This is a genomic window from Campylobacter corcagiensis, assembly GCF_013201645.1.
Lineage (GTDB): Bacteria > Campylobacterota > Campylobacteria > Campylobacterales > Campylobacteraceae > Campylobacter_B > Campylobacter_B corcagiensis.
In genome coordinates, this window is record NZ_CP053842.1 from 680,003 (window position 1) to 698,207 (window position 18,205).

Sequence of the window (18,205 nt, forward strand, 5' to 3'; positions counted from 1 at the left end):
GTTTTATTTTTAAAAAAATACTTCAAATTTAATGGAAGTATCTTTATTTTATGCTACAATACTAATATAAAGTTGGAAGTATTATATCGCAAAAAGAGATGTAAGTCAATACAAAATGCGATATTTATAGAAAGTTAGGGTTAAAATGGGTAACATAAATGATATTTTGAATAGACTATATCACAAATTGAATATAAAGAGTGATGCAGAATTTTGCCGAAAATACAACATAAAACAAAATACTCTTAGTACTTGGAAAGCTAGAAACAGTATTCCTTATGAGTTATTGCTCTCAATATCTAAAGAAGAAAATATTCCAGTAGATTATATATTTTTAAACAAAAATTTTAATACTTCGCATAATGAGAATAACGGCTATAAAATTAAAAAAATTAGCCATAATGCAAGTGCTGGAACTTTGACAGATATTGAAGGCATTGAGGTGTATGATACAGATGATTTTATATTTATTTCGAAAAATCTTTTTAAGACAAATATTAATCCTGAAAAAACTAGAATAGTAGAGGTCGTTGGAGATAGTATGTCCCCCACATTAAACTCTGGAGATTATGTCATAATAAATATTGACAATAATTTTATAGGTGATGGAATTTATGTGATAAATTATAAAAATATTTTCATGGTTAAAATGTTGCAACAAAAACCGGATGGCTTAAAAATTAAAAGTATAAACCCACTATATGAAAGCTATGAATTAGAAGAAGACTCACAAGAAATTTTTGATATTATTGGCAAAGTAATTAAAACTATAAGCTAAAATAAAAAAAATCTTAAAGTCTAACTTAATCATTTAAGGTTAAAAAGTACTGTATTTTAAGTTAACAAATAAGATAGTGGCATATTTTTTTGTCTGACTTAATCTTAAACTACCGATTAATCGTGCTTTATGAACATTAAAATATATTAAGCTTCATTAAGTCATATTTTTAGCTAAATTTACTGACTTAATCCCCAAACCTTAAACAATTTTATCTGTTTTTACTATCAAACCTTAAAAACAAAAAATGCCCATATTTAGTTGTTTTGTTATTTTTGTGATGAATTTTAGGAAATTGTATAGTTGTTAAACATTAGCCATTATTAGCCGTTTAAAGCCCTTTAAATAGCGTTTAAAACTTTAAATTTATGAACGCTTTTGTGAGAAAATCGCCCTTTTGGGATATTTGGGATTTTTTACTATCCTTAAACCACGCACTTAAAATAAGAATATTTTTATCTAAACCACCATTCCATCGCTATTTTAAAACCATTTTCCACCCAACCACTTTTCCCATTTTATCTACACCCCCACAAAAAATGTAAAAGGAATAGGCGATAAGGTTTATGAAGGCATAAAGGATGATATTAAAACAAGTGGAAATACAGAGATAAAAAGTAAGTAGTGAGATATGCAAATAGAAGAGCTTTTTACTAAAATAGTGGAGGCTCTTTTTGCCAAAGTAAAATCAATATTAAAACTAATGCATTAAGCAATAAAAAGTAATAATTAATTATGGTGTAAATTTAGGATATTGGTCAGAATAAGTAAATCTTTATAATTAATATCAATATAAATCTTAATAATATAAAATTAATCAATGAAATTTCCAAATAGTTCAGAACCATCATCTATATAGCCATTGTTATTTTTATCTATAACTAAAAATCCATCATCTTTATCTATCTAAGAAGTTTTATATTTAACATTATTACCGTCGTGATTAAAGTATGAGTTGGAGTTATCTCTATTTATGATTGAAATTTTAGAGTCACTGTTTAGGTCTAGGACTAAAGGGTCGTATTCGTCAATGAGATATTTATTTATAAGCTCAAACCATTCACAATCTGTGCCACCACCCCAAGATATTGAGTTATTGCATTGATAGCCATTAGTATTATTTTTTGAGTTAGTAGCATTGCCACCTGTATTATTTTCTGTGCTATATGTATCTCCACCATTTCCAGTGCCACCACCAGTTTCGCCTGTGTTGTTTGGCTTTTGTGGTGGAGTAGTAGAGTCTTTTTTTGGATTCTGGTCTTGGGTTGGTTGGGCGTTGGAGTTACCCCAATTGACTCTAGGGCTTTGTTTTTCTATTTCGTCAAGCTTATCGAATCTATTATAATCATCAACTTTTCTATTTTTTAAAGTATTTTTTGAATCTTTTATTGTTGGATTACCAATTCCATCCACACCAGGTAAATATTTATCGAAAACTCCTGTTGTAATATCTATTGCATCATCAGCCCAATCTCTTTCGTTTTCTCCGCTAGGGTTTGTGTTCTTTATCTGTTCATCAGCATGTTCAGTTTTCTTTTTTAAGTTAGCCATTGTCAATCTCCTTTATTAATATATTTTTAAGTCTTAAGTTTTTTGTTAAATTCTGAAATTTTAAAAGTCTATTTATAGCGTCATCAACTCTATCGTTTCTATTTTTAAGATGTTTTATAGATAAGCTTAAATAATCAAGTTCATTATCTAAAGCCAGCTGATACTTTTTTGAGTTTAAAAGAGCTAGTTGTTCATCCGTAAGATGAAAATTATCAATACTAAAATACTTAGTTTTTTCATAAAATGGAACTAAAATATTGTAAGCTATATCTATAATTAGAGCATCATTTACTATTGCTCCATTTTTAATGTAGCACTCAAAAAGATTTTTTTATTATGTTTATGTGCTAAAGTAAGAACAGTTGTTTGATAATCATTATAATCCAAATTTATATCTATCTTATCAATATTTTTATTTACAAAGTCAATCAAATACTCTTCATTAAGTGCTATGGTGGCATGTTGTATAAGCGTAAGTTGTGTATCAAGCACTTCGTAATTTAAATCAGCACCCTTCTCAACCAGATGATCAAAAAACTCATAATGGTTTACTTTTTCTGTTTTTTTAAAAAGTTTATTTTTTGCAATAATTTCATCTATAGATTCAGCAAATACAATTGCATGCTCTAGCGGTCTTAAACCCTCACTATCGGTAGCATTTATAAGATTGGGGTATTTATTTAAAATTTCTATAAATTTATCATAATTTGCATAATTGATGGTTTTGTTTAGTTCATCAACTTGTTTAGTTAAATTTTGGTTTTGCAGTGTTGTATTATCATCTTTTACTTCATCTGCAAAGACAAAATTTAATGTTAAAAATAAAAAGAGTATTGCTTTAAAAATTTGCTTCACATTCTTTCCTTTTGTAAAATTCTATTTTTGTTTTAATAATTTACGCCACAAATTTATAACTTTTAAAATTATAAATCTTTTTAGTTATTAACTAGTTATTTTTGCTAACTTTTTAAAATTTTGTATAAATTTATCTATTTTCGTAATTAATACTATTTTACTTAATCTTTATTAAGTTTCCACACTATGATTAAATTTATTAAAATTAGTACTGGAAAAGCAAACTTTTTAAAATACTATTTGTATCTAGCCTTTCTTTATAATCATAATCAACTAGTACATTTCCTTTTTCATCAACTACTTTATCGGCACTCATCTTATAAGTAGGAGAATTTGAATAAACTATCACCTTTTTATTATATAAATTTGGTGTTATATTTTTATCAACGCTTGGAGAATGCCAAAATTTAACTATTTTACCATCGTTTGTCTGCAAGTAAAGTAGCTATCTCTGCCACGACGTCCAAAATCTGAGGCAGCGTCAACTTTTTTTACAATACCTATTGTTTTGTAAAGATTGGTTTCTGGTTTTAGCTTAATGCTGATTATGCTTAAAAAATATAAAAAACCAAATATAAAAGCAATGCACATAAAAACTGATGAAAGCCCATTTTTTGTGGACTTTGGATTTAAAACTCTTTCAAAAAATCTTAAATAAATTTCTGTTTTTTAAATTCTTTTATAAATTCTAATTTTTTTAAATAATTTATTTCTTTTTCAAAAATATTCATCTCATTCCTTATTTTCACCCTAAATTTATTTGAATTTAAAAACCATAGCTATATTTTTTATTACTACCATTTTAAATTTTAATCTTATTAATGGAATATATTTTAAATTTGTGTATTCTACATCTTTAAATCTTAAAATAATTTTTAGTAGGTATTTAGATTTTTAAATACACAATTTACTTTTATTTTTGCTATTTTATTGCTTTAAATTTAAGATAAAATTTAGAAATAATACATAAAATTTTAAATTTATTAGTAGGTTAACTTTATGGATGCTGTTATGAGAAATCAAGAAAATTTAAGTAATAAGAGTTTAAGCAAGAGAGATTATGATAAAGACCCAATTATTATAGAAAATAATGCTATTTTAATAAATTTTATAGCTCTTATCATTGGAGTATTTTTTATAGCATTCGCATTTATATTTTTTAAATTTAATGAGAGCGTAAATTCATCCTTTGGTTCACTTACTGGTTTGGTGGCTGTTTTAACGGCGTTTTTTAATAGAAAAAGTAGCAAAATTATTATAAAAGATAAACATATAAAATTCATAGATAAAAATTTGGAAAAAGAAATTATTATAAACAAACACTTAAAAATTTACCAAACAACTGATACAAGAACTACTTCTATAAAAAAAGATGAGGATGGATTTTATATAGTTATGGCAATTGCTATTTTTTGGGCTTTAATAGTTTTAGTAACTAATAGAACTTATGGTTTATTCTTTATAATTTTTTTTATTTTTATGATTTATACTATTTTATATCTGCCTAGTTTGATTTTTCAAATTCTAACAAATAAAAGCGTAAAAAATCTAAAATTTTATGGAAATATTTTGATATGGAAATTTAAATTTGTACAAGAGTATGAGTATATTAACATACTTCCTAGTTATAAACAAAGGCTTGAAGTAAGGGATTATTTTTTAGAAAAATTAGAAATTGATGTAGATAAAACTCCTAAAATAAAAAATATTTTTAAAATTTAACAATAAATACAAATTTATATTTTTATTTTTATACATAAGGTTGTTTGTTATTATATATGTTTATTTTATTTTTATTGATAGTTTATAAAAATTTAAAATAACTTCCATGGTACCCAAGGTCGGACTCGAACCGACACAGAGTTTCCTCTACCAGATTTTGAGTCTAGCGTGTCTACCATTTCACCACTTGGGCTAAAAAACAATCCGAGATTATACAAAATTTTAGATTAAAATTAGCTAAAAATTTATTTATAATAACAGTTATTATTTTAATGTATTTCATTGTTTCCGTTTGGTTATACAATTCTTTTCTATTTTTTAACAGGAGTATATAATGAAAAAATTTCTTTTTCTTGCACTATCAGGCATGAGCGTTTTTGCTAGTGATGCACTTACGAGTATTGAATTTAGCGAGGTAAAAGTTCCAATGACTGATGATGAAAAAAGAGGCATTGGTGCTAGCGATACAGTTAAGGTAAATGGCAAAGAGTATAAAATAGGCTTTAATACCATTATGCGCTCAGGCGATAAAGTTGGTGATGGCGTTTTTGGTGCTTTATATGATAAAAATGGCAAACTTATAACAACAAAAGATGGAAGTCCTAGAATTTCTGATGATAATGACTTTTCTTCACTTTTAACTTATAAAGATAAAATTTTTATGATTTCTCATTTTGAGACAAGACCAGCAGCTATGTATATAACAGAGCTAAGTCAAGATGAAAATGGAAAACTAACAGCAGTTAATACAAAAAACATTGATTTTTCTGAATTTGGAGGGCTTTGGGTTCCATGTGCTGGTTCAGTAAGTCCTTGGGGAACACACTTAGGAAGTGAAGAGTATGAACCAGATGCTAGAACAGTAAAAGAAGATGGTTCAAATGGTGAATATTCTGATCTTATGGGCGAGTATTTTGGTGGAGATTTAACAAAAGTTAATCCATATGCTTATGGTTATATCCCAGAGATAAAAATCACTAGTGAAAATGGTGATGTAGAGGTTACAAAACACTATACTATGGGTAGAATGGCACATGAGCTATCTTACGTGCTTCCTGATAAAAAAACTGTTTTATTAAGCGATGATGGTACAAATGTCTCTTTATTTATGTTTATAGCTGATAAAGAAGAAGATTTAAGTGCTGGAACACTTTATGCAGCAAAATGGAATCAAACAGATGATAAAAATGGCGGAACTGCTGATTTGGAGTGGATTAGCCTAGGACATGCAACAAATTCAGAGATTCAAAAAGCTATAAATGATGGCGTTAAATTTGGCGATATGTTTGAAGTAGCTGATTTTAAAGATGATACTTGCCCAGCTGGATTTACTCCTACAAAAGCAAATGCTGACTCTAACCAAGACACTGAGCCTGAGTGTATAAAGCTAAAAGATGGCATGGAAAAAATAGCTAGTAGATTAGAGTCAAGAAGAGTTGCGGCTATAAAAGGTGCTACAACTGAATTTAGAAAGATGGAAGGTATTACATACAACAACAATCTTAATGAAGTTTATATTGGAATGAGTGAGATTAATAAAGGTATGGAAAGCTTTAAATCAAAAGGTAAAGATAGCAATAAATACGATGTTAAAGGTCAAGACCATATCAGACTTCCTCACAACACTTGTGGAACTGTATATAAACTAAGCCTAGTTGAAAATGAAAAAATCGGTTCAAAATATGTTCCAAGCGTAATGAAAGGTATGGTATCAGGAAAATATAGCGACACAGGTGATAAACTAAATACTTGTGATTTAAATGGTTTAGCAAATCCTGATAATGTTACTTACATAAACAATACCGGAACACTGATAATCGGCGAAGATACAGGCTCAGGTCATCAAAATGATGCTATTTGGTCATACAATATAGCACAAGATAAGCTAACTAGAATTTTTACAACTCCTTATGGAAGCGAAACAACATCACCATACTACTACAACAATATCGGTGGTTTTGGTTATATAACTGCAGTTATTCAACACCCATATGGTGAGAGTGATGAGGATAAACTTTCAAATCCACAAGATGCAAGAGCATACACAGGATATATCGGACCACTTCCTGTAATTACAAAATAATTTTACACAAAAATTTATACTCTTATAGCCTACTTATTTGAGTAGGCTTTTGTTATTTAAAAGGAGATTTTATGAAAAAAAGTTTGATTTTATTAAATTTGCTTTTTATCAATTCTTTTGCGGTTGACATAATAAGTAAAGAGATTATCAACTCAGATAACTCTTATGTTTCATCGCAGTGTTATACAAAAACTATCGATGAAGATAATCCAAAAATCATCTCAAATCCTTGTTTTACTTGCCATAGTCTAAATAAAGAGCCAAATTTTACTTATGAGGATTATGATGTTCAAGAAAGTTATGACTTTCCACTTCCTGCTACTAAAAATCCTTTTACAAATTTATTTGTAGATAGAAGTGAAGATATTGCTAAAATTAGCGATGATGAAATTTTAAAATATGTTAAAACTGATAACTATAAAGATGAAAATGGCGAGATTATTTTAGCTAAAAAGTTAAAAAATTTAGATAAAAGTTGGGATTATAACAAAAATGGAATTTGGGATGGATATATACCAGATTGTGAATATAGCTTTGATAATGAGGGTTTTGATAGAACAAAAGATGGCGGATATACAGGCTGGAGAGCTTTTGGGTATTATCCATTTTTAGGGACTTTTTGGCCAACTAATGGAAATACTGATGATGTTTTGATTCGTTTGCCTGAAATTTTTACTCAAGATGAAAATGCTAAATTTGACCTTGAAATTTATAAGATAAATTTGCTTATAGTTGAGAGTTTGATAAAGCAAGAAAGTGTAAAAACTTTTGATATAGATGAGAGTAAATATGGCGTTGACTTAAATCAAAATGGCAAATTTGATATCGCAAATGAGATAGTTTTTAAATGGAATAAGCCTGATTATGATTTAATGAACGAAAAGCTTTCAAATTTTAGTATGAGTTATGTTGGGCTTGCAAAAAATTTGCTTATAGAAAATGAAGTAAATATTGCTCCTGGGCTTTATCCTGTAGGAACTGAGTTTTTACACTCTGTTAGATATATAGATGTAAATGGCGATAAAACAGGCATGGCAAAAAGAATGAAAGAGCTTAGATATGGTGTAAAAAGCTATTGGCAAAGCTATGGGGATTTATCAGACACTGGTGCAGCTGTCGTAAAAGAAAAAAGTGATTTTCCTGATAGAATAGATCAGTATATCGGAAATGTAGAAGTTGGGCTAAATAATGATAGGGGTTGGTTTTTTCAAGCTTTTATAGAGGATAAAGATGGCGAACTTAGACCACAAAACTATGAAGAAACTCTATTTTGCATGGGTTGTCACTCAAATATAGGGGCAACGGCTGATTCAACTTTTGTTTTTCAGCGTAAATTTGGAGATGATGAGTTTCAAAATGGTTGGTTTCACTGGAGCCAAAAAGATTTTTCTGGCATAAAAGATATGGTTTTAGAAGATGGCGAGGGTGAATATGCTAAATATTTAGCTTTAAATAACGCTGGAGATGAGTTTAGATCAAATACCGAAATAGTTGAAAAATTCTTTGTAGAGGGTTGGAAAAACAACCATGAGATGATAGAAAAAGAGTATGCTTTAAATCAAAAAACTCCAGGTTTAAAAATGGATAGAAGTTGGAAATTAAAAGCTGATGCTATGGAAATTTTAAAAAATGACATTAGCTATCTTTTAATGCCAAGTGCAAAAAGAGCTATAAAACTCAACAAAGCATATAAAGCTGTAGTTGATGAACAAAGCTATATCTTTGGTAGAGATGTAAATATAAAACCATCAAAAAATGTCCACAAAGAAGTAGAACAAGGCGAAAGTACAGGAATAAAAGCGTTTTTATATGAGTATTAAGTGATATAAATTTAAAAAGCCTAGTTAAAAACTAGGCTTAAAATTATTTCTTTTTAATCTTTTTTGAAGCAGCAACTGCATCTTTAAGTTGTTTACCAACTTTAAATTTAACTACATTTGTAGCTGGAGATTTGTAAGTTTTATCAGTTCCTGGAACTTTACCCTCTCTAGCAGCTCTTGTAGCAACATCAAAAGAACCAAAACCTATAAAGCTAATTGAGTCACCATTTACTAGGCACTCTTTTGTAACTTCTAGGGCTGCATCAACAACACTTTCTGTATCTTTTTTAGTTAAACCAGCTTTTTCAGCAACTGCAGCTATAAATTCAGCTTTTTTCATAAAGTATCCTTTTAATGAGATTTGCAGGGTTATTTTACAATACTTTTGGTAAAAAAACAATGGTTTTACCCCTAAAATTAGCTATTTCTATCTAAAATCGTTTAAAATTTAGAAATTTTTTCAAAAAATATGGATATTTATCTTAAAATTTTCTTATATACTGTATGAAATTGTTAATGTTATCTTATTTTGTATGTTATCTCTGTTTTATTTGACTGTTTTTTTATCTCTTTAATTGATAAGTTTTCAACCTTTAAATCCTGAAATTCATCTAAGGATTTTATATTTGCTTTTGCTATCTCTTTTAAAACAGCTCCACGGTAAAATTTTGCCCAGTGGCTTACTATTTTTTCATCTTTTATAAATTTAAGCGTTATAAATGGCTTTTTGATACTATAAAATTTCTCATAAAAAGAGGCTCTTAAATCTAAAATTTCATCTTCTTTAAGGTACTCATCTAAAAATTTACCTAAATTTCTACCATAGTAAATTTCAGGTTTTAAGCCCAAAAAAGATGCACCTTGCTTAAATTTATACTCGGGTATTATATCTTTAGCTCTTAATACTCCATATAAATTTGAAAAAATAAGCACATTTTCATCTATATAATTTTTAGCCATTTGGTCTAAATTTTGGTACTTTAAGGCATCATATGCTACTCCAGTGTAGCGTTTTATTGCTTTTAGTCCGGTTTTAGATTTATAAGAGAATTTAAATCTTTGAGCATCGCTTAAGTTTTTAATGCCAAAAAATTTTGATAGCTCATCAATACTTGAGGATTTAATGAAATCATCATATTTAGATAAAAATTCCTCTCTTAAATTTAGGCCAAATATGAGATTTTCTACGCTAAATTTAGTATCTCCAACATCACTTCTTTTGGTTTCACTTGGAGAGAATAGTATCTTCATAATATTTCCTTATTTTCATAATGTTTTTATTTAGCACTACAATTGATTTTTAAAGCAATATAAAACGCCATTATAAGGGAGTTTTAAAAAAATAGTGGTACGCCCTAGAAGATTCGAACCTCTGACCTCTTGAACCGCAATCAAGTGCTCTATCCAGCTGAGCTAAGGACGCATTAAGCAAAAGTAAGGCTAGAATTATACTCAAAGCAAGCTTAAATTTAGCAAAAATATATCAAATTTAGAAATTTATACTTTTTTTAATCAAATTTATAATACCATTATCATTTTATATTGATTCAAAAAGGTCGCAAAATGAACTTGATACGAAAAATTCTCATAGCAAATCGTGGCGAGATAGCTGTAAGAGTTGTAAGAGCATGTAGGGATTTGCATATTGAAAGTGTTGCAGTATATACAAAACCAGACAGAGAAAGCCTTCATGTAAGAATAGCAACTGAAGCTTATGAGATAGGTGAACACCCTATGAATGGCTATTTAGACGGTGCTAAAATAGTAGAAATAGCCAAACAATGCGGAGCAGATGCAATCCATCCTGGATATGGATTTTTAAGTGAAAACTACGAATTTGCTAAGCTTGTAGAAGATGCAGGGCTTATTTTTATCGGTCCAAAAGCCGATGTCATACGAAAAATGGGCAACAAAAACATAGCTAGATATCTAATGCGTAAAAATGGAATTCCAGTTGTTCCAGGAACTGAAGCGATAAATCATGAAAATATTGATACTATCAAAAGATATGCTAAACAAATCGGCTATCCAGTTATCCTTAAAGCAAGTGGTGGCGGTGGCGGTCGTGGAATTCGTGAAGTTCATAAAGAAGAGGATTTAGAAAGGCTATTAGAAGATTGCAAAAGAGAAGCAAAGGCGTTTTTTAATAATGAAGAGGTATTTATGGAAAAACTTGTCATAAATCCTAGGCATATTGAGTTTCAAATTTTAGCTGATAATTACGGAAATGTTATACACTTAATGGAGCGTGATTGTTCTATTCAGCGTCGCCATCAAAAAATCATAGAAATCGCACCAAGTCCAACAGTTAGTGAAAATTTGCGTAAAACTATGGGAGTTACAGCTGTAGCCGCTGCTAAAGCTGTTGGATATAGCAATGTTGGAACGGTTGAGTTTTTGCTAGATGATTATAATAATTTTTACTTTATGGAAATGAATACTCGTATCCAAGTTGAACACGGAGTAACAGAAGAGATTACAGGAGTTGATCTGATAGTTCGTCAAATAAGGGCTGCTTCGGGTGAAATTTTAGATCTTGAACAAAGCGATATTAAAGCAAATGGATTTGCTATTGAAGCTCGTATTACAGCTGAAGATGCATCTAAGAATTTCTTGCCAGCTCTGGGCAAAGTTGTAGGATACTATCCAGCTCTTGGGCCATCAGTTAGAGTAGATAGTCACCTTTATAAAGACTACAATGTGCCGCCATTTTATGACTCACTTCTTGCAAAGTTAATAGTAACTGGAACTAGCTACGATTTAGCTGTAAATAAGCTAGAAAGAGCTTTAGAAGAGTTTAGCATTGAAGGAATCACCACAACTATACCGCTACTTTTGGCTGTTGTAAAAGGAAGAGAGTTTAGAAGAGGATTTTTTGATACATCTTATACTGATAAAAATATGGCTAGTCTTGTAAAAGAGATGGAAAAATACAAAAATAAAGCTAATAAATTTAAAAAAGAAGACGACCTTCATATAGTAATAGCTGAAGCGGTTAGGATGTTTGAAAGTGAGAACAAAAGATGAATGACTTTTTTAACGACCTAAAAGCTATAAAAAAAGAGTTAACTAAAGAGCAAACTAAATTAGAACAAGAAAAGACTAAAATTGAAGAGAGTATAAAACAAAGAGAAAAACGGCTTCAAGATGAGTTTTTAAAGTACGCAAAAGATGCTTGTATAAAAAAGATATGAACAGCGTTATACCCTTTTGTACTCTTGATACAAAGTGTCCATATTTAGGAGATAGAAACAGTAGAACGGAGTATATTTATATAAAAGGGTGTTTGCCAGAGATTAATAATAGTCTTGTAAAGCGAGGATTTAGGCGATTTGGAAGGTATTTCCAAAAGCCTATTTGTGAAGGTTGTGGTGAGTGTATAAGTGTAAGGATTGATGCTTTTAATTTTAAGTTAAGTAAAAGCCAAAGAAGAGTAATTCGTAAAAATTCTAATACCAAAATTTATATCTCACGCCCTTTAGCAGATGATAGTCATGTTGAGCTTTTTAGAAAATATCATAAATATATGAACATTAAAAGAGAGTGGAAATACTACGATATAGATCTTATAAAATACTATGATCTTTACATAGCAGGATATGAGAGTTTTGGCAAAGAAATTTCATACTATGTGGATGAAAAACTAGTTTGTGTTGATTTAGTAGATATTATTGATGATGGAATAAGCTCGATTTATTGCTACTATGACCCTGATTATTCGCACTTAAGTTTGGGTAAATTCTCACTTCTTAAAGAGATTGGTTTTGCAAAAGAAATGGGGCTTAGGTGGATATATTTAGGCTATTATGTTAAAGGTTGTCAAAGCTTAGAGTATAAAAAAGATTTTCTACCTCAAGAGAGTTTAGTTGAGTATGTGGACTTAGACAAAAGTCCTGTTTGGGTAAATTTTAAGGCATAAATTTGAAAAGCATAAGTTTTTTACAAGCCATATCAATTAGTTTTGGTGCCATTATTGGCTGGGGTGCTTTTGTTATGCCAGGAGATCTGTTTTTAAAAAATGGCGGGCTTAGTAATAGCTCTTTTGCTATCATAGTTGGTTTTGTTATGATACTTTTTATATCATTTAGCTATATGTATATGATGAAGCGTGATGGTGGTGATGGTGTGACTTGGGTGCTAAGATATCTTGGCATTAATCACGCTAAATTTTACACTCTTTTTACAACTCTTGGATATATATCAATCATCGCTTTAAATTTAACTGCTATACCGCTTTTGATTAGATATACTTTGCCAGATTTTATCTCTTTTGGGAAGCTTTATACACTTGGTGGCTGGGATATAGTTTTTAGTGAGGTTTTAGTAGCACTTTTAACATTAGCTATATTTGCTTATGTAAATAAAAAAGAAATCAGTGCAAAAACTCAGCTTTTTATCGCTTTGGGTATGGTTATTTCTATTTTGGTGCTGTTTATTTGGTCGCTTGGTGGTGCTAAATTTAATGGCTTAGTAGAGCCTAGGATGATGGAATTTGAGCCTTTAAATTTTAGTTATCTTGCTATTATAGCTGTTATGCCATGGGCTTTTGTAGGGTTTGAAACAACTCCACAAATTTCTACATCTATTAAAAATCCTAGAAATATTATTATTTTTATATCTATAGTCTCAGGCGCATTTTTTTATATAGTTGTAAATTTTATTACGGCTATAAATTTTGACTTTAGTTTAGATAGAGTTTTATCAAGTAGTTGGGCGATGGGCGAAGGTATAAAGACAAAACTTGGCGAATTTGGGTTTTTGATCCTTGCTATTTCAATGCTATGTTCAATAATTTCAGGCATAAATGGCTTTATGCTTACTACTGTAAAGGTACTAGAAAACTCAGGTAGAATCGGGATTATAAAGCACACAAGTCGAGCAAATTTGATAGGATTTATTGTCTTACTTTGTGCTTTAGCTCCTTTTTTAGGTAGGGCTTATCTTGTTGATATCGTATCAACAGCAAGTGTTGGCATAACTATATGCTATGCTTATATAACTTTTTTATCATTTAAAATTTGCTCAAATTTAGGTTTTAAGATTTTGTTTTTTATATCATTTTTGATAAGTTGTAGCTTTATATTGCTTCTTATTTTGCCATTTTCACCAGCATTTTTAAGTAAAGCTTCGTGGATGATACTTATTGTTTTTGTTATGTCTGTATCATTGTATAAATTTATAAAAGGTTAGATATGTTTGATAGGGTTAGCAAATTTAGCTACTTTTTTGCCACTGAGATTTTAAATTTAATCATAAAAGATGATAAAAAGTTATTTGAGATAATATATAAATTTATCCACCATGAAGAGATTAATTGGGATGATCCAAAATGTTTAAGCGAGAAGATAAACTACCGTAAAATTTATCAAAAAAATCCGCTTTTTTCACTATGTGCTGATAAATATAGAGTTAGAGATTATGTTAAAAACCACACGCAAATTTGTAAACTCATACCACTACTTGGAGTTTATGATAGTTTTGATGAGATTGATTTTAGCAAATTTGATTGTGATGTTATTCTTAAAACAAATCACGCAAGCTCAGTTGTAGCTATCATTAAAAAGGGTGATGAAATTGATATGAAAGCTTTGAAAAAACAGATGGATTTTGCTATGAGTATGGATTTTGGTGAGTTTTCCAGGGAAAGTCACTACTCAAAAATTCCACCCAAAATAATAGCTGAAAAACTAATGACTGATGAGAGTGGAAATATTCCAAATGACATTAAAATTCACTGCTTTTATGGCGAGCCAAAATTTATCCAAATAGCAAATCCAGAGCATACAACAAATGATATATTTGATCTAGATTGGAATAGATTAGATGTGATTTATAGAAATGAACCTTCAAATAATCCTATGAAAAAACCTAAAAATTTAGAACAAATTTTAAAGGTCTCAAGTGAGCTTTCAAATGAGTTTGACTATGTAAGGGTTGATCTTTATAACTTAGGCGATGAAATTTACTTTGGTGAGCTTACATTTACGCCAAATGGTGGCTTTGCTAAAATTTTACCACGAGAATTTGACTATGAGTGGGGGAGTTATTGGGATGTCAAAAAAAGTGTCCAAAACCAACGCTGCTAGGATTTTAGATACTCTAAAAATTAGCTATGAGCTAAAAGAGTATGAAGTAGACTTAGAAAATTTAGGAGCAGTTAGTGTGGCTAATAAAACAGGTCAAGATATCTCTAGCATTTATAAAACTATAGTTTGTCAAAGTGATGATTTTGAGTATCTTGTGGCTTTAGTTTCAGGAGATAAAACACTTAACTTAAAGCTTTTAGCAAAAGAAGCTGGTGTTAAAAGAGTTGAACTAATAAATCTTAAAAATTTAGAAAAAATCACAGGATATATACGAGGTGGCTGTTCGCCAATAGGAATGAAAAAAGCTTTTCCTACCTTTATAGACTCTGATATTTTAAATTTAAATAGCGTTTTAGTAAGTGCTGGGCTTAGAGGCAAGCAGCTTATGATCTGTGTAAAAGATCTGATCTTAGCTACAAATGCTAAAGTTTGTAAAATTTCCTAGAAAGGATACGCTTTGGATCTATTTGCTTTAAGTGATCACTGGTTATATATAAATTTTGGTATACCACTACTTATATGTTTAGCTAGAGTTTGCGATGTTACTCTTAGTACAATAAGGATTATTTTTGTATCAAAAGGTGAGCGTTTTATAGCTCCTGTTTTGGGGTTTGTAGAAATTCTTATATGGCTAGTGGCTATCACGCAAGTCATGCAGCACTTAGATCATTGGCAAAACTACATAGCTTATGCGCTTGGTTTTGCTCTTGGAAATTTTTTTGGTATCGTTATAGAAAACCGCATCGCTTTAGGGCATGTAATGGTTACTATCATCACAAAAACTGATGCTAAAAAACTTATAAAAATCCTTAGAGATAGCGGATACTGGGTAACTGAAGCAGATGCTATAGGAAATGATGGTGCGGTAAGTTTAATGGTAACTATCATCAAACGAAAAGAGATATCAGCAATAATTCCTATCATTAAGGAAAACAATCCTTGGGCTGTTTATACATTTAGCGATATAAGATATGTAAATCAAAAGATGGCAAATGTACCTGTTGTTTATAATCTAGAAAGCAAAGATAGTATAAAAGATGAAAGAATTTTAGAAAAAATTTAAATTTAGTTTGTCTGTTTTTAAATTTAATCCAAAAAGTATAAAATTTAATAAGTCTAAATTTGTATAATTTTTAAATGCTAAGTTTAAAGATTTTATATGATAAATTTATTACAGATTTAAATTGTAATTTTTATACCTTAAATTTAAACTATAAATTTGTCCTTTACTAAATATTTTTAGAATTTAAAGTCCTCTCCAAGGTAGTGTTTTCTAACATTTTCATCATTTGCTACTTTGGCTGCAGTTCCACTTGTAAGGAGTTCTCCATCTTTTATAACATAAGCTCTATCGCAAATTGCTAAAGTTTCACGAACATTGTGATCAGTTATTAAAATGCCTATATTTAGCTCTTTTAAGCTTTTAATTATACCTTGTATATCAGCTACAGCTATTGGATCAACTCCAGCAAATGGTTCATCAAGTAGCAAAAATTTAGGCGTTATAACAAGACTTCTTGCTATCTCACACCTTCTTCTTTCGCCCCCACTTAAACTTACTCCAAGACGGTTTTTAATCGGTTCTATATTTAAAAGCTCAAGCATCTCTTCAACTTTAGCTCTTGCTTCTTTTTTGCTCTTGTGTGCTACCTCTGCGGCTAAAAGTAAATTTTCTTCGACTGTTAAATCCTTAAAAACGCTACTTTCTTGAGGTAAATACCCAATGCCTTGTCTAGCTCTTTTATGAAGTGGAGTTTTAGTGATATCTTTTGAGTCAAGCACAACAGCACCACTGCTTGGAGGTATAAGACCACATATCATATAAAATGTAGTTGTTTTTCCAGCACCATTTGGACCAAGTAACCCAACTATCTCACCACTTTCTACTTTAAGCGAAAAACCTTTTATTATATTAGTTTTTTTAATTATTTTCTTTAGATCTATAGCTTCAAGTTTATGTTTTTCTGACATTTAACACCTTAAAATTCATATTAGAGCTACATTTTACCTAAATTTTAATAACTTTTAACTATATTTTAGATAAAATACCAGGTTATTTCAGATTAAAAAGGTTAAAGAGATGAAGAAAGATGTTAAAAAAGTAGTTTTAGCTTATTCGGGTGGATTAGATACAAGTATTATTCTTAAGTGGTTAGGCGATACTTATGGTTGTGAAGTTGTAACATTTACCGCTGATATCGGGCAAAATGAAGACTTAAAACCAGTAAAAGAAAAAGCCCTAAAATTAGGCATAAAAGAAGAAAATATCTTTACTCTTGACTTAAGAGAGGAATTTGTAAGAGATTATGTTTTTCCTATGTTTAGAGCAAATACAGTATATGAAGGCGAGTACTTATTAGGAACTTCTATAGCTAGACCGCTAATTGCTAAGTATTTGGTTGATATCGCTAAGAAAACTAAAGCTGATGCAATAAGTCATGGTGCAACTGGCAAAGGCAATGATCAAGTAAGATTTGAACTTGGTGCATACGCTTTAAATCCTGACATAAAAGTTATTGCTCCTTGGAGAGAGTGGGATTTAAATAGTCGTGAGAAGCTTTTAGCTTATGCTGGTAAACACAACATCGAAATTCAGCAAAAAAAGGGTAAATCTCCATACTCAATGGATGCAAATTTGCTTCATATCTCTTATGAAGGGCTTGTTTTAGAAGATCCAGCCGTTGCACCAGAAAGTGATATGTGGAGATGGACAACAGATCCAAAAGATGCACCTAATGAGAGTGAAATTATCGAGATTGAGTATAAAAATGGCGATCCAATTTCTCTAAATGGCAAAGCTTTAAAACCACATGAAATGCTTGATGCTCTAAACAATCTTGGTGCAAAGCACGGTATTGGAAGACTTGATTTGGTTGAAAATCGCTATGTTGGAATGAAAAGTAGAGGTTGCTATGAAACTCCAGGTGGAACTATAATGTTAAAAGCTCATAGGGCTATGGAAAGTCTTACTCTTGATAGAGAAGCAGCTCATCTTAAAGATGAGATAATGCCAAAATATGCTACCTTTATATATAATGGCTACTGGTTTAGCCCTGAAAGACTCATGCTTCAAGCACTAATTGATGAGAGTCAAAAGCATGTAAATGGTAAAGTTAGATTAGAACTTTACAAAGGAAATGTCATAGTTCTAGGTAGAAAAAGTGAGACTGATAGTTTATTTAATGCGGAATTTAGCACATTTGAAGAGGATTTGGTTTATGACCAAAAAGATGCGGCTGGATTTATCAAGTTAAATGCATTAAGATTTATAATAGCTGGTAAAAATGGTAGAAGTATGTAGAATAATATG

General features: G+C 30.1%; 19 protein-coding genes and 2 tRNA genes. 13 read left to right on the forward strand and 8 right to left on the reverse strand.

Going from position 1 to position 18,205, the window contains the following annotated elements:
• The first annotated feature begins 187 nt into the window (after positions 1-187).
• Positions 188-778 carry a LexA family transcriptional regulator gene (locus CCORG_RS03630; RefSeq protein WP_216832733.1) on the forward strand — a complete coding sequence of 197 codons (591 nt, stop codon included), beginning with the start codon at positions 188-190 and terminating at the stop codon, positions 776-778.
• Positions 779-1,684: 906 nt separating this feature from the next.
• Here CCORG_RS03630 and CCORG_RS03635 read toward each other — a convergent pair.
• The 3 genes from CCORG_RS03635 to CCORG_RS03645 form a co-directional block, all read right to left on the reverse strand.
• The gene (locus tag CCORG_RS03635; RefSeq protein WP_025803604.1) at positions 1,685-2,329 is read right to left on the reverse strand and encodes a hypothetical protein; all 645 of its coding nucleotides are present in this window, start codon (positions 2,327-2,329) and stop codon (positions 1,685-1,687) included.
• A gap of 291 nt (positions 2,330-2,620) precedes the next feature.
• Entirely contained in the window at positions 2,621-3,184 is a 564-nt protein-coding gene (locus CCORG_RS03640; protein ID WP_025803603.1) for a hypothetical protein, read from the reverse strand.
• A gap of 205 nt (positions 3,185-3,389) precedes the next feature.
• A complete protein-coding gene (locus tag CCORG_RS03645; RefSeq protein WP_025803602.1) occupies positions 3,390-3,620 on the reverse strand; it encodes a hypothetical protein in 231 nt (76 codons plus the stop codon).
• A gap of 81 nt (positions 3,621-3,701) precedes the next feature.
• Between CCORG_RS03645 and CCORG_RS08875 the strand changes: the two genes are divergently transcribed.
• Both CCORG_RS08875 and CCORG_RS03650 read left to right on the forward strand, forming a co-directional pair.
• On the forward strand, positions 3,702-3,842 hold the full coding sequence (locus tag CCORG_RS08875) for a hypothetical protein (RefSeq protein WP_216832734.1): 141 nt from the start codon (positions 3,702-3,704) through the stop codon (positions 3,840-3,842).
• 341 nt (positions 3,843-4,183) lie between these two features.
• Positions 4,184-4,906 carry a hypothetical protein gene (locus CCORG_RS03650; RefSeq protein WP_025803601.1) on the forward strand — a complete coding sequence of 241 codons (723 nt, stop codon included), beginning with the start codon at positions 4,184-4,186 and terminating at the stop codon, positions 4,904-4,906.
• Between the two features lie 107 nt (positions 4,907-5,013).
• Here CCORG_RS03650 and CCORG_RS03655 read toward each other — a convergent pair.
• Positions 5,014-5,099: transfer RNA gene (locus CCORG_RS03655), tRNA-Leu, on the reverse strand.
• A 141-nt stretch (positions 5,100-5,240) separates the two neighbouring features.
• Here CCORG_RS03655 and CCORG_RS03660 point away from each other — a divergent pair.
• A complete protein-coding gene (locus CCORG_RS03660; RefSeq protein WP_025803600.1) occupies positions 5,241-6,989 on the forward strand; it encodes a PhoX family protein in 1,749 nt (582 codons plus the stop codon).
• A gap of 71 nt (positions 6,990-7,060) precedes the next feature.
• A complete protein-coding gene (locus tag CCORG_RS03665; RefSeq protein ID WP_025803599.1) occupies positions 7,061-8,809 on the forward strand; it encodes a hypothetical protein in 1,749 nt (582 codons plus the stop codon).
• A 43-nt stretch (positions 8,810-8,852) separates the two neighbouring features.
• Here CCORG_RS03665 and CCORG_RS03670 read toward each other — a convergent pair whose 3' ends face one another.
• From CCORG_RS03670 to CCORG_RS03680, 3 genes are all read right to left on the reverse strand, one after another.
• Positions 8,853-9,149, reverse strand: a complete 297-nt coding sequence (locus CCORG_RS03670; RefSeq protein WP_025803598.1) for an HU family DNA-binding protein — start codon at positions 9,147-9,149, stop codon at positions 8,853-8,855.
• Positions 9,150-9,328: 179 nt separating this feature from the next.
• On the reverse strand, positions 9,329-10,060 hold the full coding sequence (locus CCORG_RS03675) for a YaaA family protein (protein WP_025803597.1): 732 nt from the start codon (positions 10,058-10,060) through the stop codon (positions 9,329-9,331).
• A gap of 95 nt (positions 10,061-10,155) precedes the next feature.
• Positions 10,156-10,232: transfer RNA gene (locus CCORG_RS03680), tRNA-Arg, on the reverse strand.
• Between the two features lie 140 nt (positions 10,233-10,372).
• Here CCORG_RS03680 and CCORG_RS03685 point away from each other — a divergent pair.
• Genes CCORG_RS03685 through CCORG_RS03715 form a run of 7 tightly spaced genes read left to right on the forward strand, consistent with a single transcriptional unit; the run spans position 10,373 to position 15,958 of the window.
• A complete protein-coding gene (locus CCORG_RS03685) occupies positions 10,373-11,836 on the forward strand; it encodes an acetyl-CoA carboxylase subunit A (RefSeq protein WP_172658547.1) in 1,464 nt (487 codons plus the stop codon).
• Positions 11,833-12,003: a hypothetical protein gene (locus tag CCORG_RS03690; protein ID WP_172658548.1), complete on the forward strand. Its 171-nt coding sequence runs from the start codon at positions 11,833-11,835 to the stop codon at positions 12,001-12,003. The genes CCORG_RS03685 and CCORG_RS03690 overlap by 4 nt, the downstream gene beginning before the upstream one ends.
• On the forward strand, positions 12,000-12,728 hold the full coding sequence (locus CCORG_RS03695) for an arginyltransferase (RefSeq protein ID WP_025803596.1): 729 nt from the start codon (positions 12,000-12,002) through the stop codon (positions 12,726-12,728). The genes CCORG_RS03690 and CCORG_RS03695 overlap by 4 nt, the downstream gene beginning before the upstream one ends.
• A gap of 2 nt (positions 12,729-12,730) precedes the next feature.
• Positions 12,731-13,999, forward strand: coding sequence for an APC family permease (locus CCORG_RS03700; protein WP_025803595.1), 1,269 nt, complete (start codon positions 12,731-12,733; stop codon positions 13,997-13,999).
• A gap of 2 nt (positions 14,000-14,001) precedes the next feature.
• Positions 14,002-14,895: an ATP-grasp fold amidoligase family protein gene (locus CCORG_RS03705; RefSeq protein WP_025803594.1), complete on the forward strand. Its 894-nt coding sequence runs from the start codon at positions 14,002-14,004 to the stop codon at positions 14,893-14,895.
• A complete protein-coding gene (gene ybaK, locus CCORG_RS03710; RefSeq protein ID WP_034971681.1) occupies positions 14,861-15,340 on the forward strand; it encodes a Cys-tRNA(Pro) deacylase in 480 nt (159 codons plus the stop codon). The genes CCORG_RS03705 and ybaK overlap by 35 nt, the downstream gene beginning before the upstream one ends.
• Positions 15,341-15,352: 12 nt before the next feature.
• The gene (locus tag CCORG_RS03715) at positions 15,353-15,958 is read left to right on the forward strand and encodes a DUF2179 domain-containing protein (RefSeq protein ID WP_025803592.1); all 606 of its coding nucleotides are present in this window, start codon (positions 15,353-15,355) and stop codon (positions 15,956-15,958) included.
• A gap of 176 nt (positions 15,959-16,134) precedes the next feature.
• Here the strand turns inward: CCORG_RS03715 and lptB are convergent, their stop codons facing one another.
• On the reverse strand, positions 16,135-16,866 hold the full coding sequence (gene lptB, locus CCORG_RS03720) for an LPS export ABC transporter ATP-binding protein (RefSeq protein WP_025803591.1): 732 nt from the start codon (positions 16,864-16,866) through the stop codon (positions 16,135-16,137).
• 109 nt (positions 16,867-16,975) lie between these two features.
• Between lptB and CCORG_RS03725 the strand changes: the two genes are divergently transcribed.
• Positions 16,976-18,196 (forward strand): argininosuccinate synthase, encoded by a 1,221-nt coding sequence (locus CCORG_RS03725; RefSeq protein WP_025803590.1) that lies wholly within the window; start codon positions 16,976-16,978, stop codon positions 18,194-18,196.
• The last annotated feature ends 9 nt before the right edge of the window (positions 18,197-18,205 follow it).

Bases quoted from the DNA above. Each gene is read 5' to 3' on its own strand.
- CCORG_RS03635 (WP_025803604.1), bottom strand. From the start codon at position 2,329: ATGGCTAACTTAAAAAAGAAAACTGAACATGCTGATGAACAGATAAAG.
- CCORG_RS03650 (WP_025803601.1), top strand. From the start codon at position 4,184: ATGGATGCTGTTATGAGAAATCAAGAAAATTTAAGTAATAAGAGTTTA.
- CCORG_RS03660 (WP_025803600.1), top strand. From the start codon at position 5,241: ATGAAAAAATTTCTTTTTCTTGCACTATCAGGCATGAGCGTTTTTGCT.
- CCORG_RS03665 (WP_025803599.1), top strand. From the start codon at position 7,061: ATGAAAAAAAGTTTGATTTTATTAAATTTGCTTTTTATCAATTCTTTT.
- CCORG_RS03670 (WP_025803598.1), bottom strand. From the start codon at position 9,149: ATGAAAAAAGCTGAATTTATAGCTGCAGTTGCTGAAAAAGCTGGTTTA.
- CCORG_RS03675 (WP_025803597.1), bottom strand. From the start codon at position 10,060: ATGAAGATACTATTCTCTCCAAGTGAAACCAAAAGAAGTGATGTTGGA.
- CCORG_RS03685 (WP_172658547.1), top strand. From the start codon at position 10,373: ATGAACTTGATACGAAAAATTCTCATAGCAAATCGTGGCGAGATAGCT.
- CCORG_RS03690 (WP_172658548.1), top strand. From the start codon at position 11,833: ATGAATGACTTTTTTAACGACCTAAAAGCTATAAAAAAAGAGTTAACT.
- CCORG_RS03695 (WP_025803596.1), top strand. From the start codon at position 12,000: ATGAACAGCGTTATACCCTTTTGTACTCTTGATACAAAGTGTCCATAT.
- CCORG_RS03705 (WP_025803594.1), top strand. From the start codon at position 14,002: ATGTTTGATAGGGTTAGCAAATTTAGCTACTTTTTTGCCACTGAGATT.
- ybaK (WP_034971681.1), top strand. From the start codon at position 14,861: ATGTCAAAAAAAGTGTCCAAAACCAACGCTGCTAGGATTTTAGATACT.
- lptB (WP_025803591.1), bottom strand. From the start codon at position 16,866: ATGTCAGAAAAACATAAACTTGAAGCTATAGATCTAAAGAAAATAATT.
- CCORG_RS03725 (WP_025803590.1), top strand. From the start codon at position 16,976: ATGAAGAAAGATGTTAAAAAAGTAGTTTTAGCTTATTCGGGTGGATTA.